This is a genomic window from Sphingomonas sp. (assembly GCF_036388215.1).
Classification (GTDB): domain Bacteria; phylum Pseudomonadota; class Alphaproteobacteria; order Sphingomonadales; family Sphingomonadaceae; genus Sphingomonas.
In genome coordinates this window covers 139,744-164,184 of record NZ_DASVSH010000010.1, presented here as the reverse complement: position 1 = coordinate 164,184, position 24,441 = coordinate 139,744, and the positions used below count along the sequence as shown (strand labels likewise).

At 63.2% G+C, this 24,441-nt stretch carries 19 protein-coding genes and 1 tRNA gene; 16 read left to right on the top strand and 4 right to left on the bottom strand.

Annotated features, from left to right (window positions below):
• Positions 1–12: 12 nt before the first annotated feature.
• The 4 genes from dapB (at position 13) to VF617_RS04225 (ending at position 1,925) form a co-directional block, all read left to right on the top strand.
• A complete protein-coding gene (dapB, locus tag VF617_RS04240; protein WP_331013608.1) occupies positions 13–741 on the top strand; it encodes a 4-hydroxy-tetrahydrodipicolinate reductase in 729 nt (242 codons plus the stop codon).
• Positions 738–1,403, top strand: a complete 666-nt coding sequence (gene nth / locus VF617_RS04235; protein WP_331013607.1) for an endonuclease III — start codon at positions 738–740, stop codon at positions 1,401–1,403. The genes dapB and nth overlap by 4 nt, the downstream gene beginning before the upstream one ends.
• Positions 1,404–1,416: 13 nt before the next feature.
• Positions 1,417–1,791, top strand: a complete 375-nt coding sequence (locus tag VF617_RS04230; protein WP_331013606.1) for a hypothetical protein — start codon at positions 1,417–1,419, stop codon at positions 1,789–1,791.
• A gap of 57 nt (positions 1,792–1,848) precedes the next feature.
• Positions 1,849–1,925: transfer RNA gene (locus VF617_RS04225), tRNA-Arg, on the top strand.
• A gap of 746 nt (positions 1,926–2,671) precedes the next feature.
• On the opposite strand, the gene VF617_RS04220 is transcribed toward VF617_RS04225, so the two are convergent.
• Positions 2,672–3,649, bottom strand: a complete 978-nt coding sequence (locus tag VF617_RS04220) for an alpha/beta hydrolase family protein (protein ID WP_331013605.1) — start codon at positions 3,647–3,649, stop codon at positions 2,672–2,674.
• A gap of 894 nt (positions 3,650–4,543) precedes the next feature.
• Here VF617_RS04220 and VF617_RS04215 point away from each other — a divergent pair.
• The 4 genes from VF617_RS04215 (at position 4,544) to VF617_RS04200 (ending at position 10,557) form a co-directional block, all read left to right on the top strand.
• Complete coding sequence (locus VF617_RS04215; protein ID WP_331013604.1) at positions 4,544–4,681, top strand: hypothetical protein; 138 nt, start codon at positions 4,544–4,546, stop codon at positions 4,679–4,681.
• A gap of 589 nt (positions 4,682–5,270) precedes the next feature.
• Entirely contained in the window at positions 5,271–6,563 is a 1,293-nt protein-coding gene (locus VF617_RS04210) for an amidohydrolase family protein (RefSeq protein WP_331013603.1), read from the top strand.
• Between the two features lie 723 nt (positions 6,564–7,286).
• On the top strand, positions 7,287–8,858 hold the full coding sequence (locus VF617_RS04205; RefSeq protein WP_331013602.1) for a serine hydrolase: 1,572 nt from the start codon (positions 7,287–7,289) through the stop codon (positions 8,856–8,858).
• 25 nt (positions 8,859–8,883) lie between these two features.
• Positions 8,884–10,557 carry a hypothetical protein gene (locus VF617_RS04200; protein WP_331013601.1) on the top strand — a complete coding sequence of 558 codons (1,674 nt, stop codon included), beginning with the start codon at positions 8,884–8,886 and terminating at the stop codon, positions 10,555–10,557.
• A 42-nt stretch (positions 10,558–10,599) separates the two neighbouring features.
• On the opposite strand, the gene VF617_RS04195 is transcribed toward VF617_RS04200, so the two are convergent.
• Positions 10,600–11,631: a hypothetical protein gene (locus tag VF617_RS04195; protein ID WP_331013600.1), complete on the bottom strand. Its 1,032-nt coding sequence runs from the start codon at positions 11,629–11,631 to the stop codon at positions 10,600–10,602.
• 168 nt (positions 11,632–11,799) lie between these two features.
• On the opposite strand from VF617_RS04195, the gene VF617_RS04190 reads away from it, so the two are divergent.
• The gene (locus VF617_RS04190) at positions 11,800–13,119 is read left to right on the top strand and encodes a CitMHS family transporter (RefSeq protein WP_331013599.1); all 1,320 of its coding nucleotides are present in this window, start codon (positions 11,800–11,802) and stop codon (positions 13,117–13,119) included.
• Positions 13,120–13,127: 8 nt separating this feature from the next.
• Here the strand turns inward: VF617_RS04190 and VF617_RS04185 are convergent, their stop codons facing one another.
• Positions 13,128–14,219 carry an ABC transporter substrate-binding protein gene (locus VF617_RS04185; protein WP_331013598.1) on the bottom strand — a complete coding sequence of 364 codons (1,092 nt, stop codon included), beginning with the start codon at positions 14,217–14,219 and terminating at the stop codon, positions 13,128–13,130.
• 83 nt (positions 14,220–14,302) lie between these two features.
• Here VF617_RS04185 and VF617_RS04180 point away from each other — a divergent pair, with 83 nt between their 5' ends.
• The 6 genes from VF617_RS04180 (at position 14,303) to VF617_RS04155 (ending at position 20,836) form a co-directional block, all read left to right on the top strand.
• Positions 14,303–14,977: a response regulator transcription factor gene (locus VF617_RS04180; protein WP_331013597.1), complete on the top strand. Its 675-nt coding sequence runs from the start codon at positions 14,303–14,305 to the stop codon at positions 14,975–14,977.
• On the top strand, positions 14,974–16,374 hold the full coding sequence (locus VF617_RS04175; RefSeq protein WP_331013596.1) for a sensor histidine kinase: 1,401 nt from the start codon (positions 14,974–14,976) through the stop codon (positions 16,372–16,374). The genes VF617_RS04180 and VF617_RS04175 overlap by 4 nt, the downstream gene beginning before the upstream one ends.
• A 131-nt stretch (positions 16,375–16,505) precedes the next feature.
• Positions 16,506–17,294 carry a hypothetical protein gene (locus VF617_RS04170; RefSeq protein WP_331013595.1) on the top strand — a complete coding sequence of 263 codons (789 nt, stop codon included), beginning with the start codon at positions 16,506–16,508 and terminating at the stop codon, positions 17,292–17,294.
• Complete coding sequence (locus tag VF617_RS04165; RefSeq protein WP_331013594.1) at positions 17,272–18,687, top strand: M20/M25/M40 family metallo-hydrolase; 1,416 nt, start codon at positions 17,272–17,274, stop codon at positions 18,685–18,687. The genes VF617_RS04170 and VF617_RS04165 overlap by 23 nt, the downstream gene beginning before the upstream one ends.
• Positions 18,687–19,805 (top strand): PepSY-associated TM helix domain-containing protein, encoded by a 1,119-nt coding sequence (locus VF617_RS04160; protein WP_331013593.1) that lies wholly within the window; start codon positions 18,687–18,689, stop codon positions 19,803–19,805. The genes VF617_RS04165 and VF617_RS04160 overlap by 1 nt, the downstream gene beginning before the upstream one ends.
• Entirely contained in the window at positions 19,805–20,836 is a 1,032-nt protein-coding gene (locus VF617_RS04155; RefSeq protein ID WP_331013592.1) for an arginine N-succinyltransferase, read from the top strand. Before VF617_RS04160 ends, VF617_RS04155 begins: the two co-directional genes overlap by 1 nt.
• A gap of 11 nt (positions 20,837–20,847) precedes the next feature.
• Here VF617_RS04155 and gcvA read toward each other — a convergent pair whose 3' ends face one another.
• On the bottom strand, positions 20,848–21,900 hold the full coding sequence (gcvA, locus tag VF617_RS04150) for a transcriptional regulator GcvA (protein WP_414713947.1): 1,053 nt from the start codon (positions 21,898–21,900) through the stop codon (positions 20,848–20,850).
• Between gcvA and VF617_RS04145 the strand changes: the two genes are divergently transcribed.
• Entirely contained in the window at positions 21,886–24,273 is a 2,388-nt protein-coding gene (locus tag VF617_RS04145) for a TonB-dependent receptor (protein ID WP_331013591.1), read from the top strand. The two genes, gcvA and VF617_RS04145, sit on opposite strands and share 15 nt — an antisense overlap.
• Positions 24,274–24,441: the final 168 nt, after the last annotated feature.

Sequence of the window (24,441 nt, the reverse complement as noted above, 5' to 3'; positions counted from 1 at the left end):
CAAAGACCCGCCATGACCAGCATCGGCATTTATGGCAGCCTGGGCCGGATGGGCCAGGCGATCGCGGAGGCGGCGCCCGGGCTGGGCGCACGCATCGCCGGCGGGGCGGACGCGCAGGACGATCCCGCTGCCCTCGCCACGCGAGCGGACGTTCTGGTCGATTTCTCCACCCCGAAAGCGCTTGAGGCGCATCTGGCCGCGGCGTGCGCGGCACGCACGCCGATCGTGATCGGCACTACTGGGCTCAGCCGTCGGCACCATGATGCGATCGATGCGGCAGCGGCGGAAATCGCAGTGCTCCAGACGGGCAACACTTCGCTCGGCGTGGGGCTGCTCGCCGGCCTGGTGCGCGATGCGGCTGCGAGGCTGGGCAGCGACTGGGATGTCGAAATCGTCGAAATGCATCACCGGGACAAGGTCGATGCGCCGTCGGGAACCGCGCAGATGCTGGGCGAGGCGGCGGCGCAGGGCATGGGCACGACGCTTGCCGAGGCGGGCGTTTCCGGCCGTGCGGGGCTGACCGGCGCGCGCGCCTCGGGGACGATCGGCATGGCCAGCTTGCGCGGCGGCTCGGTGATCGGCGATCACAGCGTGATCTTCGCCAGCGCGGGCGAGCGGATCGAACTGGTCCACCGCGCGGACGATCGCGCGATCTTCGCGCGCGGGGCCGTGCAGGCGGCGCTCTGGCTCGCCGCCCAGAAACCCGGCCGCTACACGATGGATGCGGTGCTCCCGATTTGAAGCGCGGGGATATCATCCAGTTTTTCGCGCGGCTGGCGGAAGATAATCCGCATCCCGAAACCGAGCTCGAATATGTCAACACCTATACGCTGCTGGTCGCGGTCGTGCTCTCCGCGCAATCGACCGATGCGGGGGTGAACAAGGCGACTCGCGCATTGTTCGCCGCAGTCGATGCGCCTGCCGCAATGGTCGCGCTGGGGGAGGCTCGGCTGAAGGAGCACATCAAGACCATCGGGCTGTTTAATACCAAGGCCAAGAACGTCATCGCGCTTTCCGAAGCACTGATTCGCGATCATGATGGCGAAGTGCCCGAGGACCGCGCGGCGCTGGAAAAGCTGCCCGGGGTCGGGCGCAAGACCGCCAATGTCGTGCTCAACACCGCTTTTGGGCATGAGACCTTCGCAGTCGATACGCATATCTTCCGCGTTTCGAACCGTACGCGCCTCGCTCCCGGCAAGACGGTGCTGGCGGTTGAGGCCAAGCTCGAAAAAGCGGTGCCCCAGCCCTTCCGCCTGCACGCGCATCACTGGCTAATCCTGCATGGAAGGTATATCTGCAAGGCGCGGACTCCCGAATGCTGGCGATGCGCGGTTCGCGATCTATGCCCGTTCGAGCCAAAGACCCCCGCGCCGCGCCACCGCCAGGCCGCCGCCGCCGATTGAGAAGGAAACAGCCATGCGCCTGATCCTCGCCGCTTCCGCCTTCGTCCTTGCCGCCGCGCCAGGTCTTGCCGGCCCGGAGGGCCGGGAAACCCCGATTGCAACGCCTTCTGGCGAGCCGGTGAGCTGCGTTACGATCGGGTCGATCAAGGAAACCCGCGTGCGCGATGGCGCGACGATCGATTTCATAATGCGAAGCGGCAAGGTCTTCCGCAATGCGCTCGACGGCGGCTCGTGCCCTCAGCTCGCGTCCCAGCGGCGCTTCCTCTACAAGGCGAGCGGCAGCCAGCTTTGCTGGGTCGATCGGATCAGCGTGCTGGTCGATCCGGGGCTTAGCCGCGGCGCGAGCTGCGGGCTCGGGCAATTCCAGCCGATCACCCTGTCGCGATAACGCGCGGCACCAAAGCGCTGGCGCCCTCCGCCCGGCTTTGCTAGTCGGCCCGTGTCCGCACCCGTAGCTCAGCTGGATAGAGCGCTGCCCTCCGAAGGCAGAGGCCACAGGTTCGAATCCTGTCGGGTGCGCCAGCCATTTAAAGTTTGCGAGACAAGACGGAGAGCCTGCGCCTGCAAGCCTCAGGACGTTGTCAGCGACTATCGCCACCTCTCTCACCGGGCGATTGGCCCAGACGCCGGCGGGGAGGCACGGTGCCGCTCGGTTATGACGTCATAGAGCGCAAGCTGATCGTGAATGAAGCGGAGGCCGCCTCGGTCCTCCATATATGAAATGACTATCTCGCTGCTAGTTTTTGAGGGCTTAGGCGCGATGCGCCTCGACTGGAACATGTTGAGTAGCCAGACCTCGATGATGTCCACATCTCGGCAATCAGATGTTGACGCCCATAGTTGCCGACCGCCTACGGCCCATTTTCACTTGTGCCGACTATGAACGAACGCGGCGGATCAGAGCCTTTTTCGAGAAGCACAGTGAGCAGATATCTCGACGACGTTCGAAGCCGTCGACGCCCGCCAATTCCCGTGTCTTGTGATGGGGGTCTTTCCCAATCCTAGAGGAATTGAAGCGCCGAACGGATGTCGGATCTAGCCATGCCCGTTTGCTAACAACCTTTCGCCACTCGCGAAATTGCTTTGACAGAGCCCTCGCTGTCGAGCGTGTTAGAGCAGCAGTCCCTCGGCGCGCGGCGCGCCAGCCATGACCATTGCGCCGACGGGTACGAGCAAATATTGCGAGCCTTCACGGAACGTCCTTCCGCCTTAATTATTACCTTGGCTGTCACTCTCACCCCCCGGGCTGTCCGGAAGCTCTCGGAGTCTCAGTTGGCAAGAAATTTGCCGAGGAAGGCGAGGGCCGCCTCCTGCGCCTCGCGCCCCGGATCGCTGTCCACCTGCGCAAACAAATGCCCGCCGGGTGCCATGTCGTAGATTTTAGACTCGAAGGTCTTGCCGCGAGACCGCAATACGTCGATCAGCCGCCCAGCGTGGAGATCCACCGGGACGCTGCGGTCGCCCGTAGTGGCCTGGACCAAGATCGGGGCCTCGATCTTGTCGACGTGATTGATGGGCGACACATCGATATAGGCGGCGATGTTCTGGGCTGGTGTCTTACCATCGAAGCGCGGCTGCTTGGCCAGATCGTCGCCGCGGAAACCTGGCTTGTACGCTGTGTAGGCGACCATGTCGGCGATGCCGACGTTGCTGACCGCGGCCTTGAATAGTTTCGGGAAGCGCTCGATCGCGAGAACAGTGATCATCCCACCCTTGCTGCGGCCGTAGATGCCGATCCTGGAAGCATCGACTTCGGGGTGGCGACGGACGAGATATTCGGCTGCGGCAGCGATGTCGTCGACTTCCTTGCCCCCGAAATCGATCGCGTCGTAGTGCGCCTTCCCGTAGCCGCGGCTCCCGCGATATTCAGGGAAGATAACGACATAGCCCTTGAGCGCAGCGGCCGCGAGCAGGCCGAACATATTCTGGTCCAGATTACCGTGATAACCGCCATGGGCGACAACGAGCCCCGGGCGCTTCCCCGGGGGCGGCGTACGCGCGGCGAAGACATAGGCGGGCGTCGCGTCGCCGTCGTGGTTCGGATACAGGACCTGTCGCATTGCCACCCGATCGCCATAGACCTGGTTGAACAGCACCGCATAAAGCAACTGCTGGGTTGCATATTGCTCGTGCTGCAGCGCCTCGAGCCGAACGGAAACATCCGCCGTTTCGGTATCGATAGACGCGTCGAGCTTGACACTGGACTGCTGGGCGAGCGCTGAGGAGGACGCCAGCATCGCGACCATTACGGCAAGGTAGCGCGCGATCATATCGTTCCCCAGGAGGTTATCCGGAACCTCAGGCTAGAGTCCGGCGGCTGTCAGCATCCTGTCGCGCCTCGCCGGCCCACGGCTTCAGATATTTGTCAGGTTAGCCATCCCGAGGCGCTCAACCGTCCCGCTGCTGGCCTCGGACTCGTCGATAAAAGCCCACCATCTTGAGGAAGCGGCGGCTCACATCCGTCGGATCGTTTGGGAGGTACCGACGGTAATTGAGGCCATGCACCACACGGTGAAGCGCACTCTAAAAAAATGCGTGCGAGTAAGCGCTCTAACTCAAGTTTGAGCGGGGATAGTTCCCACCGGTTCACGCGCTTGCGCAGGGATGCACCGGTTCTATCTCCACCTCCCTGAATGCGGCGCACCCACAGAGGACTAGGAAGGCAAGGTCCTTCCTTCCTTTGAAGTCGCCTTCATTCTGGTCGGTCTCGAGATAATAGACCTTGGTCCTGGCCGCGCCAGGTCGCGCTCGGCGTGATCCGCGATCGCAGGTCCCGTCCTTGCGAGTAGCACCTGCCCGTCAGCGACACGGACTTGCATACGGAGTTATGAGGCATACGGAGTTATGAGAACGTCTCGCCGCGCGCAGTGCTTCGACATCCGCATGCTCGATGGGCTGCCCGTGGAGGTCTCGACCTCCATCCACGCCACCGCGGCGGGCGGTATGCCAGCCTGATGGTGGTGCCTAAGACAATTCCCGTCGCGCAGGACGCGGAGGAAACATGGCGCTCGCGGCGCCCAGCGCGGCGAATCTCCAACCATGCCGAACGGACGACAACCCCACCCATCGCTGCTCGTGAACATGACAGCTAGATGAAAGATTGGTCCACTAACATTGCCGGAAATCGGGAGTACGGCACCATGAAGCTATCCTCGGTGACTATCAACGTGGGCGCGGTCAGCTCGGTTTTCCGCAAGAACGAGGGACGGAGCCTCATCGGATTTTGCCGCATGGCCGATATCCGGCAGGATTGGGCTACCCAATGCCCGGCATGCTGATGGCATGCTCGGCTATGTGAGCGGCAGAGGACAGGCCACGGCGCCGCGGTCCTACAAGTCAGAAACGCGTGCGGAGAAATGAGGCGGGAAGCAAGAGCCGTCTGTTCGGTGGCCGCGTCTCGACCGACGCCAGCGAGGGTACATCAAGCGGAAGGACATCAACCTGAGTACCTGCGGAAACAACATCATAGTCAACGGGGGTAGCGCGACCAGCACGGGATCCGACCCGCAGCTCGCGGTGGGGCCATTCGAGGGGCTCATTGTCGGCGGAAACCTTGGCTACACCCAGCAGCATATGATGGCGACCTGGAGGTCAGCGAAGCACGCTCCTGACCAAGGGATCGGATCTGCAGCGCATCCGGTATGAAGTCGGATATGCTCGATATGTCACTGTTCATGTACAGAATCACCAACGACACGCCGGTCGCCGGCTCATTGCCGCGTATTGGACGGCGGATTTATACCAATCGGCCATCCCTCCCCGGACGATCGGGATCAGCGGCACGAAACGGTTGTAGAGGCGCAGGGGGCGTTCCGAGGGGGCGTTCCATTCTTTAACGCCGGCGCGCGCCGGGGAAGGAAGACGGTCATGTTCAAGCATCTTCGGCTTGCGGCTCTGCTCTGCATCGCACTGCTCCCCGGCGCCAATGCCGCTGCGCAGGTCGCGCCGCCACGCACGATCGCGCTACGGATCGGCACTGCTCTCGACGGGCGCGGAAACGTGATCCGCGATCGCGTCATCCTGGTGGTCGACGGCAAGATCAAGGCCGTCACCCGAAAGGTTCCCGCGGGCGTGCCGACCTACGACCTTCGTCGGTATACCGTGCTGCCCGGGTTGATCGATACGCACGAGCACATCTTCTACCACTTTCGTGACGGGCGCTTCGTGGACGGCCGGCTTTCAGGACTCGACGAGACGCCGGAAGAGGCGATCCTATATGCGGCCGAGAACGGGGCCGATATCCTGGCAGCCGGCTTCACCACGATCCAGAGCCCCGGCCGCGCCAAGGACGTGTGGCTGCGGCAAGCCTATGCGCGCAACGTCCTGCCGGGACCGCGGGTCCTTACCTCTGGCGAATGGCTTCGCTTCGATGATCCGGTCGGCAGTGCGCCGCCGCCCGACCGACTGCGCGCGATCGTGCGAGAACGTAAGGCGCAAGGGGCCGACTTCATAAAGATCTTCGCCTCGTCGAGCGCCCGCGACGGCAGCAAGCCATTGCTAACGCAGCCGCAGATGGACGCGCTGTGCGACGAGGCGCGCAAGCAGGGGCTGCGGACTCTGGTTCACGCCTATACGGTGTCGGTCAGGATGGCCGTTCAGGCTGGATGCACGACGATCGAGCACGGCACCGGCGGCATGACTCCGGAAGTGATCGGCATGATGGTGAAGGCGGGCACTTACTTCGATCCGAACGTCGGCTTGGTCGTGCGAAACTATGTCGAGAACCGCCAGAAATACATTGGCATCGGAAACTATACGGCCGCCTCGATGGACGCCATGGCCCGCCGTCTGGCGGAAAACGCTCCACCGCGCGAATTCATGCTCGCGCTGAAGCAGCCGGGGCTGAAGATCGTGTTCGGCACCGACGCGGTCGCCGGAGCCCATGGGCGCAATGCCGAGGAGTTCGTGTACCGCATCCAGCGCGGCGGCATGGATCCGATGCGCGCGATCGTCTCGGCCACCTCCCTCTCCGCCGAATCGCTTGGGCTAGGCGACGTGACCGGGACGCTGGCGCAGGGCTATGAAGCGGACATCATCGCACTTGCCGGCGATCCCCTGAAGGATCCCACCGCGGTGCGACGCCCCGTGTTCGTGATGAAGCACGGCCGCGTGTTCAAGTTCGATCCGGTGGAAGCGGCGGCGCTGGCCGAGAAACGATAGTGGCAGTCGAAGCGATCGCTACCTTGCCCAAGGCTAGCCGACGAGGGCGACGAGTCCGACTGTCGCGATGCGTTGCCTTTCGGTGAGTTCGCTGACGCTCTTTGCTCACTTGGCCTACTTGCTTGCAGAGCTTCGCGAAGCATAGCCGCTGGTATCATGTTCGCGTAAAGGATCGAAAGACGTCAGCGATCGGAGCACGACCCAAACTGCTATCCATCTGCCAGGCATGAATAGCTTGGCGCCGGGCTGAGAATCCCATGTCCGATAGCGGGCTACACCGTGAGCCATGTGCAGCACGCGGGCAAACGCTCGCGGGAGAATCGCTCCAGCCGGCTATCCAAGGGGCAGGCCTGACGAGATGCGCGGGGAGTGAGATGCGTTACCAATGGGATTCTCGGGGCTACTATTAGATTTCCGGAGTTTCAGACGCTTCATCAAGCAATCGGCAAAGGCGCCTGAGCGGACGGCTCGCCAGCAGTGCGTCGGGGTTGATTCAAGTGCGACTTGGGGGGGGAGAAAGGCGTGTGACGTGGCAAAGGGCTGAATCCGGATAACCTGTTATATCGAAATCACCGACAGCTACGGCGTTTGTCTGGCGGCACGGCCGTTCTCCGAAGCCTCGCTGTGCGGACCTGAGTTTAAGCGGTTGCCATTCTGCGCGACAGCATAATGAAAGCTCGCGATACCAGAACTGCAGGCGAGCATTTCTCGAGGGAGGCGCCGATGGGACCCAACGAACTCGAAGCGCAGCTTTCCCGGCGCCGATTCGGCACGCTGGCAATGGGTGGCACGGTCTACTTCTTGACAGGTGCGTGCACGGTACGTGGCGCCCCTCCCCTTGCTGCGCGGGTCGCGCCGGTAGACATCGACCGAAGCTACCGCGACGGCCTGAAGCGCAGCGCGCCAGGCGATCAGGCAGTTTCGTCCAATGCGATTCTCGCCTTTCTCGACGATGTCGCCGCCGCCGGCCTCGAACTCCACAGCTTCATGCTGATGCGCAACGACCATGTCGTCGCTGAGGGATGGTGGTGGCCGTACGCAGCCGACCGTATCCATATCACCCATTCGCTCACCAAGAGCGTGACTGCAGTAGGCGCTGGCCTCGCGATCGACGAGGGCCGCTTCGGGCTCGACGACAAGGTCGTTTCCTTCTTCCCCGAATTCGTGCCCGCCGATGCGAGCGTTAAGCTGCGGGCGATGACCGTGCGCGATCTGCTAGTAATGGAGACGGGACACTCCCAAGAGACTTCGGGATCGGTATGGCGTCCGATCAAGACGAGCTGGGTCGCCGAGTTTTTCAAGATTCCGGTTATCCACCAGCCGGGTACCTTCTTCAAATATACCAGCGCGGCCAGTTATATGCTCTCGGCCATCATCACGAAGACGACCGGACAGTCGATGGCGGAATATCTGCGCCCGCGCTTCATGGAGCCGCTTGGCATCGACAAATGGCAGTGGGACACCAGTCCCGGTGGGATCAGCCCAGGTGGCAACGGGCTGAGCTGGAACACTTCGGCGTCGCTAAAGCTCGGCGCTGTCCACGCGTCTGGCGGTTTATGGAAAGGCAAACGCGTGCTTTCCGAGAAGTGGGTGCGCGCGGCGACTAGCAAACAGAGTGAAGGCGATGCCGACGGCGCCTATGGCTATCAATGGTGGATGGGCCCGGACAACGCCTATTTCGGGCTGGGCTTGTTCAGCCAGTTCACGATAGTTTTCCCCGAACACAATGCGGTGCTTGCGCTCTTCTCGGCAATCGACGGTAGCAATAAGATCAAGCCATACATATGGAAGCATTTTCCAGCAGCGTTCTCGGGCATGGCGAATAATGAGGCCACCTTGCGTCAACGCACCGCTGGGCTTCGGCTGCTGCCTCCGCTGATCCGCTCCAGTTCGCCGCGAGCGGAGACGGTCACGGGCAAGCGCTTCACGGTCGCTTCGAACGATCAGCAGGTCGACTGGGTTTCGTTCGACTTTGCTGGCGACCGCGTCACTTACCGAATGCATGACCAGGGCGGCGAGCATGTGATTACTGCGGGCCTCGCCGAGTATCTCGAGCAGGACACGACTATGACCGGCTCTCGGCTGCACCACGAATACCGGCCGGAGAGCCAGCGTGTGGTCGCCGGCGCGCGTTGGCTTGACCCCGACACGTTTGAGATGACCTGGCAATTCGTCGAGACGGCCTTCCGCGACACTCTGGTGTGCCGCTTCAGGGACGGCGGCGTCGAGATTGACCGCAGCGTCAATCTCAATTCGGCCGAGACCAAGCTCCCGACGCTGAGCGGCGCGGCCTGAAACAGAACCGGAGAGGGACGCGGGAATGAGGGCACGGTATTTTCTTTCGCTTGCGCTGACGGTCGCGCCGTTTCAGGCCGCGCAGGCGCAGGATGGCGCGGCGGCGCGCCCGGCCGATCCTCCGGCCGAGTGCACCGCGTACGTAGGCTATGACCGCGACCGCGAGATGCGCGGCTACATCCTCGCGACTTCGGCGGGGCCCCGCACCTGCATCCCCTTTTCGAGCGTCGCAGCGCTGCCTCCAGCGGGGTATAAGGGGGACTTCTATGTTGATGAGTTCAGCGACGCGAAGCTGCGCGCGAACTGGCAAGCGTGCAAGAAGGACGAGGAATGCCGTGAGCGCGTCCAGAAGCAGATCGACGCGCGGCGTCCTCCGAACAAGGAATATCACCTCAAGGATCCGCACCACCGCTACCTTCTCGGCAAGCCTGACCATGACCGGCAGGAGGAGGCCGCAGCAACAGCCCGCCACATCGATCTCCGCTTGATTCGCCGTCCGGCATTCTTCTCTGCTGCGCCCTGGAACGAGCCCTTCGCGGCTCTGGACCCGCGTACCTTCACAGTAGAGTTTACTGCTCCCCGCGACCCGTATGAGCGGCTCCGCAAAGGCATGACGGGGTCGGTCAAGATCCGCGGCTGGTATGTTCGCGGTGAGGGGGTTGATGACGGCAAAGGCGGTCGGACGCGGTCACTGGTGATCATGACTCCGGGCGGCGGCGGGCGCATCGCGGCAATTACCCATCCCGAAGACAAACTTTATCGGATCAAGGAAGACGGCGAGACCAAGATCAACAGCTTTCCTAGCGAGCGCAGCGGGGCAACAGGCCAGCAGCTGTGGCGGGCGATCGCGCGCCGGTTCCACGATGCCGGCTTCGATGTGCTGCTTTATGATCGACGCGGCGTAGGAATTTCGAGCGGTTACAGCGATACTAATACCCTCCAGCAGGGGCGCGATCTGCTCGCGATGGTGGCTAGCCTCCGCAGCGGAGAAGGCCTGCGTGCCCTCAGCCCGTCGGGCGAGACGAGCAATGGCAAAGCAGCTGCGGCGGCGGTGCGTGGCGCCGAGTCCGATGCGGGGCTGCCCGTGGTCCTCTTCGGTAACTCGCGCGGCACGATGTCGACCGGCTGGGCCATGACAATCAACTTCGACAAGGATTGCACCTACGATCTACCGGAGATCGAATGCCGACCCGCGGTCAACGACCGCACGATCAAGGGTGCGATCGTAGTCGCCGATTTCACCAGTGGGCCCGGTTTCGTGATGGATCAGCCGAGCAAGGAGGACGAGGAACGCGGACTGGGCCGCGACCGACCCCTTTTCATCGCCGGCAATGCCGTTGAGAACAACCTGGTCTTCTTTCCCAGCTCGGCGATCCTCGCGGGCATGCACAAATGGCCGGCGGCGTTCTTTGGACGGGGACTGTGGGACTATGCCGCTTCGCTCCAGGGCACGATGGAAAGCTATCGCCGCTTGAAAGGACTGAAGGAGTTGGTCGTCGTTCGTGGACCGCACCCCTTTGAGGTCTGGCCCGCAATCGAGCAGCAGCGCGTCCAGGACCGCTTCATCGGCTTCGCCACCGCGGTGATCCGGGGCGAGAAGACGGTCAGCGGCGGCCGCCCCTGGACCAACATGAAGGAACTCGTCGCGACCAGCTCCGACGTGTGGGAAGCATCGACCAAGCCGACGCTCGTCCCCTGACGATGGCGCCGGCACGGGTGCATCCGTTCGGGCGCCGGCGAATCAGGGGCGGTAGCTCAACACCGTGAAGCTGTTGGCGTGGAACAGGGGGGCGGGCACCGTACCGTCTGCCCCGGGCGCTCCGAAGGTAGCATCCGCGGTCACCGTGAACAGTCGCCCGCTTTCCTCATCGATCGCCATCACGCGCGCCTGCGGGCGCGTCTGGACGTTGCCGAGCAGCCGATAGCGGTCAGGCCCGAGCTGCTCGATCACGGTCAGCGAAGCGTCACCGCCGTTGCTCGTCACGATGCGGTGGCGCTTCTCATCAATGGCCATGCCGTCAATGCCCTTGCCGATCGGAATCCGCGCCACCTCGGTTCCTGTCGCGGCGTCGAGCGCCAGGAAGACGGGCTTATCGCCGCGGCAGCCGATCAGCACACGGTTGGTGGAAGCCTGATACTCGACGGCCACGACTTGTTCGCATCCGACCTTCCAGCGCGCCTGCTCACCGAGAGTCCTCGAATCGAGCTTGAGCAGCAGCTTGTCGTAGCGCGCCGGTGCGAAGAGGCTGCCTTTGCCGTCGGGGGACGGGTCATCCATCTTTGGGAAGGGGAAGGTCCGGCTCTCGATCCGCTTGCCCGTCGCGGCGTCGAGCACGAACCATGACGATTGCGCCGTACGCGCGCCGACCACCGCATAGATGCGCTTTGTACTGGGGTCATAGACCACGCCGTTGAGCCCCCCATCTTCAGCGAGGTGTATGCGTTCTATTACTTCGAGCGACTTGAGGCGGAAGCTGAGCAGCGTGCCATCGGTCATGGCAACATAGCCGCGGTCATATTGGGGAAGGAGAAGCGGTCCGTTAGCGCCCGTCGAATCGGCCACTTGACCCACCATTTTGCGTGTCGCGACATCGTACACGGAAAGCCCGTCCTTGCGCCGCGCGATGAACAGCCGCGTCCCGCCGGGCTCCAGCCGGATATAGTCCCAATCGGTGTCGGTGCTGGGCACCGTGACTGCGCTTTCCAAAGTGTAAAGCGGCTCCTTGTCGGCGGCGAGCAGCGCCACGCCCGCAAGCATCAGGAATTTAAGCATCCGTCTCTCCTTCGTTGTCGGAGCAGGACTAGGAAGCGCTGCCTGTCATCCGCCTGTCGGCCGTAGAGACGACGAAATCGCCTCCGCGACAGCCGGATGACAGCCGCCGCTCATAGCAATCGAAAAGTATCGGGCCCGGTGCGACGCGACACGGGCTAAGAGGTGGGGATGATGCTGACGATTCTCGCATTCGCCATGGTGGCGACGTTCATGGCGCTGATCATGACCAAGCGCGTGACGGCGCTGATCGCACTCATCCTTGTCCCCACGCTGTTCGCGCTGGTCGGCGGATTCGGCGCGGGTTTGGGCGACATGATGCTGCAAGGGGTGCGCGATCTGGCCCCGACCGGTGTGATGCTGTTGTTCGCGATTCTCTATTTCGGACTGATGATCGACGTTGGGCTGTTCGATCCGCTGATCAAGGTGATCGTCCGGGCAGTGCATGGTGACCCGATGCGCATCGCGATGGGCACTGTGGCGCTGACGCTGATCGTCTCGCTCGATGGCGACGGGACGACGACCTATATGATCACTGTCTCGGCGCTGCTGCCACTCTACCGCCACATGAAGATGGACGTGCGGATAATGGCGTGCCTGATCATGATGTCGAGCGCAGTGATGAACGTGGTCCCTTGGGGGGGGCCGACGGTGCGCGCGGCGACTGCGCTCGGCGTCGATGCGCGCCTGCTCTTCGTCTCGCTGATCCCCGCGATGATCGCCACCGCCGCCTGGGTGCTCGTCGTCGCTTGGCTGTTCGGGCGCCGCGAGCGCAAACGGCTTGCCATGCTGCCGCCTGAGGCAGTCGACGAGGATGCGAGCGGGGAGGAAGTGATCCGCGAGCAGTTCGACGGCGACGAGTTCCGCCGCCCCAAACTGTTCTGGTTCAACCTGCTACTCACGCTTGGGTTGCTCGGGCTGCTGATCGGCGGCTCGGTGCCGCTGGTCATTCTGTTCATGGTTGCCTTCGCGATCGCGGCGGCGGTCAACTATCCCCACCTGGCGATGCAGAAGGAGCGGATCGCGGCGCATGCCGGCAACGCGCTCGCCACGGTCAGCCTGGTCTTTGCCGCAGGCATCTTCACCGGCATCCTATCGGGCACCAAGATGGTCGATGCGATGGCGGTGTCGGTCCTTGCCGCGATCCCACCCGAACTCGGCCCCTATATGGCCCCGATCACGGCGCTGGTCAGTATCCCCTTCACGGTGCTGATTTCGAACGACGCCTTCTATTTCGGCATGCTTCCGATTCTGGCCAAGACCGGCGCGGAATATGGCCTGACTCCGATCGAGATCGCGCGCGCCTCGCTTGTCGGGCAGCAGATCCACCTGCTGAGCCCGCTAGTGGCCTCGACCTATCTGCTCGTCGGCTTGTCGGGTATCGAGCTCGGCGATCATCAGCGCTTCACTTTCCGCTGGGCCTTAGGCTCGTGCTTCGTGTTCCTCCTGGTGTGCCTGCTCATTGGCATCTTCCCCTTTCGGGTGGGATGAGCGACTCCCTATTTGACCCGCGCGCCCAGCGCCGCATTCCACTGGTGGACGAACCGCCGGCGCTTGAGCTGATCGACATTGGCGATCAGTGCCGGGCTGATCCGAATCGCGCGCGCGACCGAAGCCGGCGCGCGCGCGCCGGGGCGCGTGGGCACGTCACCGCGTACCGGCGTCATGAATCGCCGCGAAAGTTCGGCCTGGCCCAGACGCGAGAGCAGAAAGTCCAGGAACAGCTTGGCCGCGTTGGGATGCCGCGCCTCCTTCGGAATCAGCGCGATCCGGGTCATCACCAAAGTGTAGTCGCTTGGCATCACTACGCCGATCGACGGATTGTGCGATTGGCGCTCGAGCGCATACGCTCCGAGCATGTTGTACGAGATGAGCAACCGCCCAGCCGCAAGCGGCCCCAGCATCTCTTCCGAAGTGGCATAGAGTGCGACGTTCGCCTGACCCATCGCGGCTATCAGCGGCAACGTATCGCGGCTGACCTGCATGTCCTGGCTTATGAAGAGATAGCCGGCGCTGGAACGCGCCGGATCGTAGGTACCGACGCGGCCGCGGTAGAAACTGCGCTTGGCTCGCAACAGGCGGGTCAAGTCGGCATGGGTGCGCGGCACGTCTGCGGCGGGCACCAATTTTCGATTATATGCGATAACGATCGGCTCTGCGGTTGTGCCCCAAGCCTGATTCTTCCAAATTGCCCAAGGTGGCAGATTGGGCTTCTCCGGAGAGGCATAGGCTTGGGCGTAGCCGTCGTTGACCAGCTTGGTCTGCAGGTCCATCGCGGCGCTCCACAGCAGGTCGGCGGTCGGCTGTTTGTCGCGCACCTGGGTGACGAAGGTGTCGAACATCCGCTGCGAAGAGAGCTCGCGATAATCGACGCGGATTCGCGGATAGCGCCGTGCGAAGGCGGCAAGCAGCCCCGCGGCCTCCCCTTTGTCGGTGCTGGAATAGATTATGAGCGTCGCCTCGCGCTCCGCCGCGCCGATGAGTTGCCGATAGGAGCTCGGATACCCCGCCGGCGGATCGGGGGAGGGCGGCGCAACACCGATCACAGCGGGAGACACGAACGCCAACAACAAGGCCTTCGCCTTCAACACGCTTGCATCCTCTCTTGGCTTCTTGTTTGGTCCGGGATGGAAGCGCCGTCAACCTGTTACCCCGCTGTCACGGACGGATCGCCATGGCTCGCATACTTTTGATCGAAGACGATGCCGCGCTTTCGCGTGGCCTGGTCGCGGCGCTGATGGCGGAGGGCTATTCAGTCGATCCGGCGTTCGATGGCCAGTCAGGTCTGGAGATGGCTCTCGACGAGCCATATGCCGTGATCACGCTCGACATCGGGCTGCCGGATATGTCGGGGTTCGACGTGCTCAAGGGGCTTCGCGCGAAAGGCTGCCATGCGCCCGTGCTGATTCTCACTGCGCGCGACGCAATCGACGACCGCGTGCGCGGGCTCGACCTTGGAGCGGACGACTACCTTCTGAAGCCATTCGAGCCCAAGGAACTCGGCGCGCGTCTGCGTGCGTTGCTGCGCAGGCCTCAGGTCGATCCTTCGCCCGTGATCCGGGTCGGTAAGCTCGAGTTCGACCGATCGCATCACAGCGCCTCGATCGCGGGGCGCTCTCTCGACCTCCGCCGCCGCGAATGGGTGGTGCTCGAAAGACTGATCTCGCGAGTGGGTCAGGTCGTATCTAAGGAGCGGCTCGCCTCCGAAGTCTTCGGCTATGACGAGGCGGTCGCTCCCAATGCGCTCGAGGTATATATCGCACGGCTCCGCAAGAAGCTTGAACCCGACGGGCCGACGATACGGACGCTGCGTGGTCTTGGCTATCTGATGGAAGAGGACGGCGATTGAGGCTCGGCCAGGCGACCTCGCTTACGCGACGGATGCTGCTGGCGATCGGCTTGCCCATGGCAGTCCTGGCGCTGGCGCTCGGCATAGGCGGGCTGCTGACTATCAACCGCGTCGTCGAAGGCGTCAACGACAGGCTACTCGGCGCCTCGTCTCGAGCGATCGCTGAGACGATCGCCCTTGAGGAGGGCGAAGTGACGCTGGATCTTCCCGCCTCGGCGCTTGGGATGCTCGAGAATGACGAGCGAGATAACGTCTATTACAGCGTCTGGGCGAGCAGTGGGCTGCTGACCGGCTATCCCGACCTCCCCCGCGTCGGTGAGCCGCCATTGGTCGATGGCGGAACCAGCTTCGGCTATGCTGACTACCGGGGCTTCCGGATCCGCATCTCCGCGGTCGCGCGCAAGGTGCCGCGAGTCGAAGGACTGGTCATCGTCCAAGTCGCCGAGACGCTCGAGGGGCGCCACGCCTTGCGTGACCGTATGCTGTTCGCGCTAGCGCTTCTCGAAGTTGCGCTACTGGCGGTGATGCTTATCCTCCTGCCGATCGCGGTGCGATGGGGACTGGTACCGCTCAATCGGGTCCTCGGGGAGATTGAGACGCGGCAACAGGCGGACTTCACGCCGCTCCCGCTCGAATACGTACCGAACGAACTGCGGGGCTTGATCGGCGCATTCAACGGGCTGCTCGGTAGGCTCGACAACGCGGTGCAGGGGATCAGGCGGTTCACCGCGGATGCGTCCCACCAGATGCGCACCCCGCTCTCGATCCTGCGCACGCATGTCGATGTGCTGCGTTCGGCGAAGCAGCCTGCGGGTCCTGCACGCCAATCGGTTGCGGATATCGACGCGGCCACGCGGCGTTTGCAGCGTCTAGTCACGCAGCTGCTCGCGCTTGCGCGCGCTGAAGGGTCACGCGAAGCCTCGCTGGCACGCCGGAAGCCAGTGGACATCGTGGAGGTCGCGCGGGGCATCGCGCTTGAGCACGCGCCGCAGGCGGTGAAAGCTGGAATCGACCTTCAGTTCGAGGCATCGGGTAAGGTGCGTGTACTGAGCCAGCCCGACCTCGCCCGCGAGCTCATCGGTAATCTCGTCGACAATGCAATTCGCTACAATCGCAAGGGCGGAAGCGTCGTCGTCATGGTTGAGGATCGTGGAGAGCATGGCGTCGTGCTGATCGAGGACAACGGCCCCGGCATCGCCTCGTGCGACCGGGCGCTGGCATTCCAGCGCTTCGGGCGACTCGACCCGGACCAGGGCCGGGTGGGCAGCGGCCTCGGGCTCGCGATCGTCCAAACGCTCGCTGAAAGTCTTGGTGCGGAGATAGATCTCCGCGACCGCGCTGACCTGCCGGGGCTGTGCGCGGAGGTGCGCTTTCCCATGGCGAAGCAGGCCTCTTGAAGCTCGGATCCACATGACAGCGCGGTGACAGGAAACCCCGCATAGGCTCCCCGCATAAACACCGCTCAGAAAGCGGGAAGCGGCAAGCGCGGCCCAGGCCCGCAGGGGCCGAAAGCCACCGAGGAGAAAATATGCGCACGGAGCGCCTGTTCAAAGTGTTCCAACTGCTGCTCGCGGCCTGCGCTCTATTCGCGCTGGCGCAAATTGGCCCGGCGCGCGCGCAAGCGGAACTCGCCGACGGCCCGACGAGCCTGATTGTAACCTATCGGACGACGCCCGAGAAGCGCGCCGCCTTCCGCGGCTATATGGCGGGCCCGTTCGCCAAAAAGCTGGCCGAGATGCGCGCCGGGGGATCGCTGGCGGCCTATCAGGTCTATTATAGCTGGTATCGCCAGCCCGACGTCTGGGACGCGATGGCGGTGTTGCACTTCTCCAGCTACGCGGCCGTGCGCGAATGGCTTGCAGTCGAGCGGACGCAGCCGGGTGGCCTAGACGCCGCGGGGCTCGCGCTAGCCGCGCCGGAGCGCACCTATTCCGCGGACCTCGCCTGGGAGAAGAGCGCCGACGCACTCGATACGGGCGAAGTCTATTACGTCATTCCCTATTCATACCGCGAGGCCGCCGAGTATCGCGATTATGTGAAGGGCTATGTCTTGCCGCAGTTCGACGGCTGGATCCGCGAAGGCGCGCTATCGGGCTACCAGCTCTACATGAACCGCTATTCGGTCGGAGAGGCGGTGTGGGATGCACTCTTCATCCAGCGATACCGCGACTTCGATGCATTCGGCCGCCGCCAGGCGGTGCTCGACAAGGTGCGCGTGGGTCTGCGGGGAAGCCAAGAGTGGCAGGCTTGGCACAAACGCAAGGGCGACATCCGCAGCGAAACGGAGAACAGCATTGCCGAATTGCTCGCTCAATAAGCGCCTTTTCGGTACGCTGCTGGCGGCGGCGGTGCTGCCGATGGGCGCGGCCGCGCAAGATGCGGGCCAGGCACGCTTCCGCTCGCTCTACCAGGAGCTGATCGAGACCGACACGTCGCTGTCCAAGGGAAGTTGTACGCTCGCGGCGGAGAGGATGAAGGCGCGGCTCGTCGCTGCGGGCTATCCGGGCAGCCAATTCCGCGTGGTCGTACCCTCCGAGTTTCCCAAGCAGGGAAATCTCGTTGGCGAGATTGGCGGAAGTGACGCCAATGCGACCGCGATCCTGCTCGTCGCTCATATCGACGTAGTCGAAGCCAAGCGGGAAGATTGGCAGCGCGACCCGTTCAAGCTGGTCGAGGAAAATGGCTATTTCTTCGCCCGCGGCGCGATCGACGACAAGGCGATGGCGGCGATCTTCGTCGACTCGCTGATCCGCTACCGCGAGGAGAAATATCGCCCGCGGCGCACGATCAAGCTGGCGCTGACCTGTGGCGAAGAGACCGATGCCGTGTTTGATGGCGTCCGCTATTTGCTCGCCACCGAGCCTGGGACGCTCAGGGCCGGCCTTGCGATCAACGAGGGCGGCAAAGGCCGGCTCGACGACCAGGGGAAGCCACGCACCTTCGGCGTGCAGGCAGGCGAGAAAATCTATCAGGACTTCACGCTGGTCACGAGCGGCCCGGGCGGGCACAGCGCGCGGCCGCACGGCAACAATCCGATCACGCGGCTTGCCGAGGGGCTCGCGCGGATCGGCCACCACCGCTTCCCCGCCATGCCGGGCGAGGTGACGCGCAGCTTCTTCGCGCGTTCGGCCCCGCTCTACCCGGGTGAAAAGGGCGAGGCGATGCACGTAGTGGGGCGGGGCGACGACGGCACCGCGCTCGAACTGCTCAGCAACGCCGATCCGGTGTGGAACGCGATGATCCGCACGACCTGCATTAACACGCAGGTGGCCGGCGGCCATGCTCCCAACGCAGTGCCTCAGCGCGCCCAGGCGACCGTCAATTGCCGTCTTCTGCCGGGCACCAACGTCGAGGCAGTGCAGAAGGCGCTGGTCGAGGTCGTGGCCGATCCGGCGATCGAAGTCGTCCTTGCCGATGCGCCGGGTCCGGTCTCGCCGCCACCGCCGATCGGCCCCGAGATCATGAAGCCCATCGAGAAGCTGGTCGCCGAGATGTGGCCCGGCGTGCCGGTAATTCCGCAGCTCAGCACCGGCGCTACCGATGGGCGCTTCCTGATGGCGGCGGGTATTCCCACCTATGGGGTCTCGGGAATCTTCGTCGATCCCGACGGCAACGGCACCCACGGACTCGACGAGCGGGTGCGGGTCAAGTCGCTCTATGACGCGCGCATTTTTCTCCACCGTCTCGTCAAGGCCTACGCGAGCAAGTGATGAGCCAGCTCAAACCCAAACTCCTCAAGTTGCATCGCTGGTTCGGCCTGGCGCTCGGCGTGCTGTTGCTCGTCCAAGGGCTGACGGGCGCGTCGCTCGTGTTCCGCGACGAGATCGAACGCTTGATCCATCCGGCGATGGTCGTGGCGCCGCTCCCCCAACGCGTTCCGGTACAAGCGATGCTCGACGCGGTCGAATCCGCAAATCCGAATTTCTCGGTAAGCCGCGCCGAATTCCCGGAATGGAACGACGGCGCCGTGCTGTTCAAGATGATAGCGGCGGACGGGACCCGGCGGCTGGCCGCGGTCGATCCCTATCGCGGCACGATCGTGCGCGAGGGCACCATGTTCGCCTGGCCGGGGGAATGGCTGTTCCACGTCCATGACAGCCTGCTCGCCGGACCGGTCGGCGAGACGCTGGTCGGGGTCGAGGGGCTGGGGCTCCTGTTCATGGCGATCACGGGGCCGATCATCTGGTGGCCGGGCCGCAAGCGGATCAAGCAGGGGCTCAAGGTGACGCTCGACAAGGGTGCCGACCGGCGCTGGCGTACGCTCCACCGGGCGGGCGGTGCGATGGCCGCGATGCTGCTTGTCGTTTCGGCGCTGACCGGCGTGCTGATGGTGTGGAAGGCTGAATTCCGCCAGGTGCTGCGCATTGCCGGGCCAGTGACCGACAAGCCCACGCCGAAAGTGCAGGTGATTCCCGGCGCGACAATGGTGCCGCTCGACGCATTGATCGCGCAGGCGCAGGCGGAATTAGGCGCGGCCCCGCTTCGCCAACTGCGCTTTTCGAGCGGCGGGCGCGTGGCCGCGGTCTATCTCGACAGCGACTTCACGGTCCGTGCCGACGGGTTCAAGCAAGCCTATTACAATCGCTACAATGGTGCCGGCCTCGGTCACTATGTCGCGGGCAGGCTTCCTGTGGGAACCGAGATCGTCGATTGGCTGATCACGATCCACACAGGCGCGTTTGGCGGCTTGCCGAGCCGCCTGTTGTTCCTGCTTGGCGGGCTTTCCCTCGCGGCGCTCTCCGCGAGCGGGCTGTGGCTCTGGTACTCGCGCACGTCGCGCCGCCGCAAGCCGCGTGCGATGGCCCGGCCGACGGTGGAGGGCGCCTGATGCGCGTCGTCCGCCCCATCGAAACGCGCGATATTCCCGCTCTGCTCGACCTTGCCGAGAACCTCGGCCCGGGCATGACGACGCTGCCTGCGGACGGCGCCGCGCTCGCGGGAAAGGTTGAGCGCTCGGTAGCGAGCTTCAGCGGAGCAATCGCGCGCGCCGATGCAAATTACATGCTGGTGCTCGAGGACGAGGACGGCGCGCTGCTCGGCACCTCGGCACTCTATTCGCACGTAGGATCTCCCTACGGCTTCTTCTCTTACAAACGCATCCGGCTCGTCCAGCGAAGCCAGGCAGTCGGTGCAAGCTGCGATGTCGAGATGCTGACGCTCGCTAACGACTATACCGGCACTACCGAAGTCGGCACGCTTGCCGTGCGACCGGACGCGAAGGGCACCGGTGCAGGGCGGTTGCTCGCCCGTGCGCGCTACATGCTGGTCGCGGTGCGGCCCGACCTGTTCGCGCCGCTGCTCATCGGCGAGATGCGCGGCTGGCAGGATGAAAACGGGCGCAACCCTTTCTGGGATGCGGTCGGCGCACGCTTCTTCAATATGGACTTCGCGACCGCGGACAAGCTGAGCGCCATGCGCGGCGCTGACTTTATCGCCGAGATGCTACCCAAGCATCCGATCTATATCGACTTGCTCCCCGACAGCGCGCGGGACGTGATCGGCAAGCCGCACCCGGCCAGCGCGCCCGCCATGCGGATGCTGTGCGCCGAAGGGTTTCGATACGAAGGCTATGTCGACGTGTTCGACGTGGGACCTCAGGTTCATTGCGAACGCGACCAGATCGCAACCGTCCGCCGTTCGCGCGAAGGCATGCCTGTGCCGCTCTCGCCCAATGCCGCGCCGGGCGCCGGCGAGCATTTGGTCTGCACCGGAGATCTGTCGCGCTTCCGCGTTACGCTCGCCCCCGCCCGGTCGAGCGGCGGCGACATTGCGATTGGCGACGAGGTTGCCCGTGCGCTCGGTGCGGAGCGCGGTGAGGCGTTGCGTTCGTCGCCGGCTAGGCTGGAGCTTGCGGCATGACCGCGCGCGGCTCAGCGCTGCTCTGCCGCCTCGGCGAGAAGCCACTGGCGCAACCGCGCGAAACGCGGGCGCGTGAGCTGCTCGGCCGGATATACGAGGTAATAGGCTGCTTCACCTACGACCGTCTGATCGAATGGGCAGACGAGCGCGCCGGACTCGAGTTCGGGCTCGATCATGAAGCTGGGCAACAGCGCAACTCCCGCCCCGGAAACGGCGGCCTGGGCAAGCATCAAAAAGTGCTCGAAGGTCGGACCCGCGATGATCGTGCCGGTGGTCACTCCCATGTGATAAAGCCAGTCGCGCCATGCCTCGCGACGTTCGGCCTGGGCCAGCAGGGGGAAGCGCGTCAGATCCTCCGGAACCCTGACCGGATGCTCTTCCATAAGGCGGGGGGCGAGGACAGGAATTGCCCGCTCTCGGAACAGCAGGTCGTGCTCGGCGCCTGGCCATGTCGGCAAGCCGAAGTGAATAGCGGCGTCGAAGCCTTCCTCAGCAAAATCGAACTCATGGCTCCGTGCGGCGAACTCGATGACGAGCTCGGGTATGTCGCGCGTCAATTGGCCAAGACGAGGCGCAAGCCAGCGCATTCCGAAGGTCGGAAGTGTCGCGATGCGCAACGCGGTTTCGGCCGGCTCCGACAAAGCGCGCGCGGTCGCCACGCGAATGGCGGACAAGGCAGGTCCGATCGCGTCCGCATAGGCGCGCCCATCCTCGCTCAGCTGCACCCGACGACCGTTGCGATCGAAAAGACGCGTCTGGAGCCAATCCTCGAGCGCCGCGACCTGCCGGCTGACGGCACCTTGAGTGAGCCCGATCTCCGCAGCCGCCTTGGAGAAGCTACCATGTCGCGCCGCCGCACTGAAGCTGTGCAGCGCGGCCATCGGCGGCAGCAAGCGACGGGCGTGCTCGTTCATGAGCAATGCGCATATAGGCATGAGGATTATTCGCAAGTCGGTTCGCCGCATCCGTGCGATGTCAGAAAGTTTTGCGCGAAGGGGCGCAACACACCCCCAGCGCCGCAAGGTTTGGGATAAAGGGAGGGAAATCAGATGAAGATCATGCATAAGTCGATCCTGCTGGCTGGGGCAGCGTTCATCGCTACGACATCTTCGGCGGCCTGGGCGCAGCAAGCGCCTCCAACGCCTGTCGAAGCGGAGGCTCAGGATGATTCGGAACTCGCGGAGATCGTCGTCACGGGCGACCGGAAGGGTACGGAAGTCGTACAGGTCGGCAGTTTTCGAGGCGCGACCCAACTCGACACACCCCTGACCATCAGCGTCATCCCGCGCGACCTCATCGACACGCAACAGGCGTCGCAGATGTCCGACGTCCTTCGCAATTCACCCGGCGTGACGCTCTCGCAGACATCGCCGACAGTGTATTCCAACGTCGCCATACGCGGAATTCTTACGGAAAACCGTACCAACTACCGCATGGATGGCTTCCTGCCGGTGGTCAATCTGATCGACATGGCGATCGAAGACAAGGAGCGCGTCGAGGCGCTCAAAGGCGCTTCGGCCATCTACTTCGGATTCTCCCCACCTTCGGGTATCATCAATATGGTGATGAAGCGTCCGACGCAGGACTGGATGCTTTCGGCTAGGGCATTCGGCAACAGCCATGGCCGCGTTGGCGGCCACATCGACGTCGGCAACACACACGGGATTTTCGGATACCGAATCAACGCAGTCTATGATGAGCCGGATTCGGGCATCAATTTCACGCACGGAAAGCGGACCGTTCTTGCGGGCGCCTTCGACATCAAGCCCACCGATAACCTGACGATTCAGATCAACGCGGAGCACCTGTTCAAGAAGTTGAACGAGCCCGGCGTCTGGCGGCTTTTGCTGCCTACAACGGCAGCACCCGGGACCCGGGCCAACCTGCTGCCTACCCAAAGGAACCCGAACCCGGTGATTCCACTTCCGCCGCTGCTTGATCCGAATACCAATTTTGGCCCGGATTGGGCCGAGAACAGGGCTGACGAAACGAATGCGATGGTGAAAGCGATCTACAAGATCGGTGCCAATTTCGAAATTACGGCCGCTGCCGGTTTCTCCAACCTTCGCCGGGACCGGCATTTCAACACGCTGGACTGGACCCAGTTCAACACGAATCCGCTGCGGGGAGGCGTGGGCGAGAACATCCTCACCCAGCTGAGCACCCAGATCGCGTCGCGCGTTCAGAACAAGAATTATCGGCTCGAAGCGGCTGGTGCGTTCGATACCGGACCATTGCGGCACGAACTGCTCGTCGGCGTTGCCTATCTTGACCGGAAAAATATCGGGTCGAACCCGACGTCGATCAACATCACCTGCATCTACAACAACACCACCGGTGCCCTCGTGGGCACGATCCTTCCGAGCGTTGGAACCTCATTCCTGGGTCAGACAGCACCCACTGGAACGACGGCGTCGTCGTGCACGCAGAATCCGCTCAACCCGCATTCAATTCCAGAGCCGCAAATCGACATGGTGCCCAATGACTTCGCTCTGGCGACGTTCAAGGATCTCGGCATCTACGCATTCGATCGGATCAAGATCGGTGACTGGCTGCAAGTCCTCGGCGGCATACGCTACACCAACTACCGACAAACCACCGATTCAAGGGTGCTCAATACAGTCACCGGCGTAATCACGAATGCGGCTCAAGTTAAATACACGGCCAAGCCTTTCACGTTCTCCGGTGGCGTGATTATCAAGCCGATCCGCGCGATCAGCATCTACGGTACCTATCTCGAAGGGATCGAGCCGGCTCCGACTCCGGGAAACCAAGCGGTCAATCTGAACGACTCGTTCCCGCCCGCAGAATCAACGCAATTTGAACTCGGCTTCAAGTGGCAAATTCAGCGTGGCCTGTTGTTCCAATCTGCCGCCTTCACGATCGATCGCCCATTCTACCTGTTGAACGCGCAGAATATATTCGGCCGCGACGGGAGTTCCCGCTATCGGGGCATCGAACTCAGCCTGAACGGCTCAATCACGCCGGAACTCTCGATCTATTCCAGCGCGCTATTCCTCGACGCGAAGCAAACGTCGGGAGCGGCGACGGTCGTAAGCACCATCCTATCACCAGATGGCTCATTCTTCATTACGCCATCGACCATTGGCAACCGGATCGAGAATACTGCAAAACTCACAGCAAACATGACGTTGAACTATGAGTTCAGGGGCGCGCTGGACGGATTGAGCGTAAGTGGTGGTGCCTTCCATACCGGGAACCAGCCGATAAATCCGCTCAACAGCAACTTCATCAAGGCCGTGACTACATTTGATGCAGGTGCTGGATATGTCTTTAACAGAGATACTGTTCCGATCACCCTCAGGGTGAACATCGAGAATATCGGCAATAAGAAGTATTTTATTTCGACTGGCTCGAACGTGGTCGCTCAGGCACCGCCTTCGACCATCAAGTTTTCTGTGGGCGTCGATTTCTAATCGCTTAGGTCTCGGGTACGGCCGGGGAGGTATGCTGGACAGCATCAGCCCTGGCCGAACTCCGGTCTGACGGGGGCAGCGCTTGCCCCGGTTTGTGATAAATTGGAATGTAGGGCCACCAATAACTCCTAAATTTCGCAAATATCGCGCTTTGAGCTGATCAAATGG

What these genes read in the sequence shown, in the direction of transcription:
- VF617_RS04160 (WP_331013593.1), top strand. Translation starts at nt 18,687, where the DNA reads ATGAGCCAGCTCAAACCCAAACTCCTCAAGTTGCATCGCTGGTTCGGC.
- VF617_RS04155 (WP_331013592.1), top strand. Translation starts at nt 19,805, where the DNA reads ATGCGCGTCGTCCGCCCCATCGAAACGCGCGATATTCCCGCTCTGCTC.
- VF617_RS04220 (WP_331013605.1), bottom strand. Translation starts at nt 3,649, where the DNA reads ATGGTCGCGATGCTGGCGTCCTCCTCAGCGCTCGCCCAGCAGTCCAGT.
- VF617_RS04215 (WP_331013604.1), top strand. Translation starts at nt 4,544, where the DNA reads ATGAAGCTATCCTCGGTGACTATCAACGTGGGCGCGGTCAGCTCGGTT.
- VF617_RS04170 (WP_331013595.1), top strand. Translation starts at nt 16,506, where the DNA reads ATGCGCACGGAGCGCCTGTTCAAAGTGTTCCAACTGCTGCTCGCGGCC.
- VF617_RS04230 (WP_331013606.1), top strand. Translation starts at nt 1,417, where the DNA reads ATGCGCCTGATCCTCGCCGCTTCCGCCTTCGTCCTTGCCGCCGCGCCA.
- dapB (WP_331013608.1), top strand. Translation starts at nt 13, where the DNA reads ATGACCAGCATCGGCATTTATGGCAGCCTGGGCCGGATGGGCCAGGCG.
- VF617_RS04210 (WP_331013603.1), top strand. Translation starts at nt 5,271, where the DNA reads ATGTTCAAGCATCTTCGGCTTGCGGCTCTGCTCTGCATCGCACTGCTC.
- VF617_RS04200 (WP_331013601.1), top strand. Translation starts at nt 8,884, where the DNA reads ATGAGGGCACGGTATTTTCTTTCGCTTGCGCTGACGGTCGCGCCGTTT.
- gcvA (WP_414713947.1), bottom strand. Translation starts at nt 21,900, where the DNA reads ATGCATGATCTTCATCTGATTTCCCTCCCTTTATCCCAAACCTTGCGG.
- VF617_RS04145 (WP_331013591.1), top strand. Translation starts at nt 21,886, where the DNA reads ATGAAGATCATGCATAAGTCGATCCTGCTGGCTGGGGCAGCGTTCATC.
- VF617_RS04180 (WP_331013597.1), top strand. Translation starts at nt 14,303, where the DNA reads ATGGCTCGCATACTTTTGATCGAAGACGATGCCGCGCTTTCGCGTGGC.
- VF617_RS04190 (WP_331013599.1), top strand. Translation starts at nt 11,800, where the DNA reads ATGATGCTGACGATTCTCGCATTCGCCATGGTGGCGACGTTCATGGCG.
- VF617_RS04205 (WP_331013602.1), top strand. Translation starts at nt 7,287, where the DNA reads ATGGGACCCAACGAACTCGAAGCGCAGCTTTCCCGGCGCCGATTCGGC.
- VF617_RS04195 (WP_331013600.1), bottom strand. Translation starts at nt 11,631, where the DNA reads ATGCTTAAATTCCTGATGCTTGCGGGCGTGGCGCTGCTCGCCGCCGAC.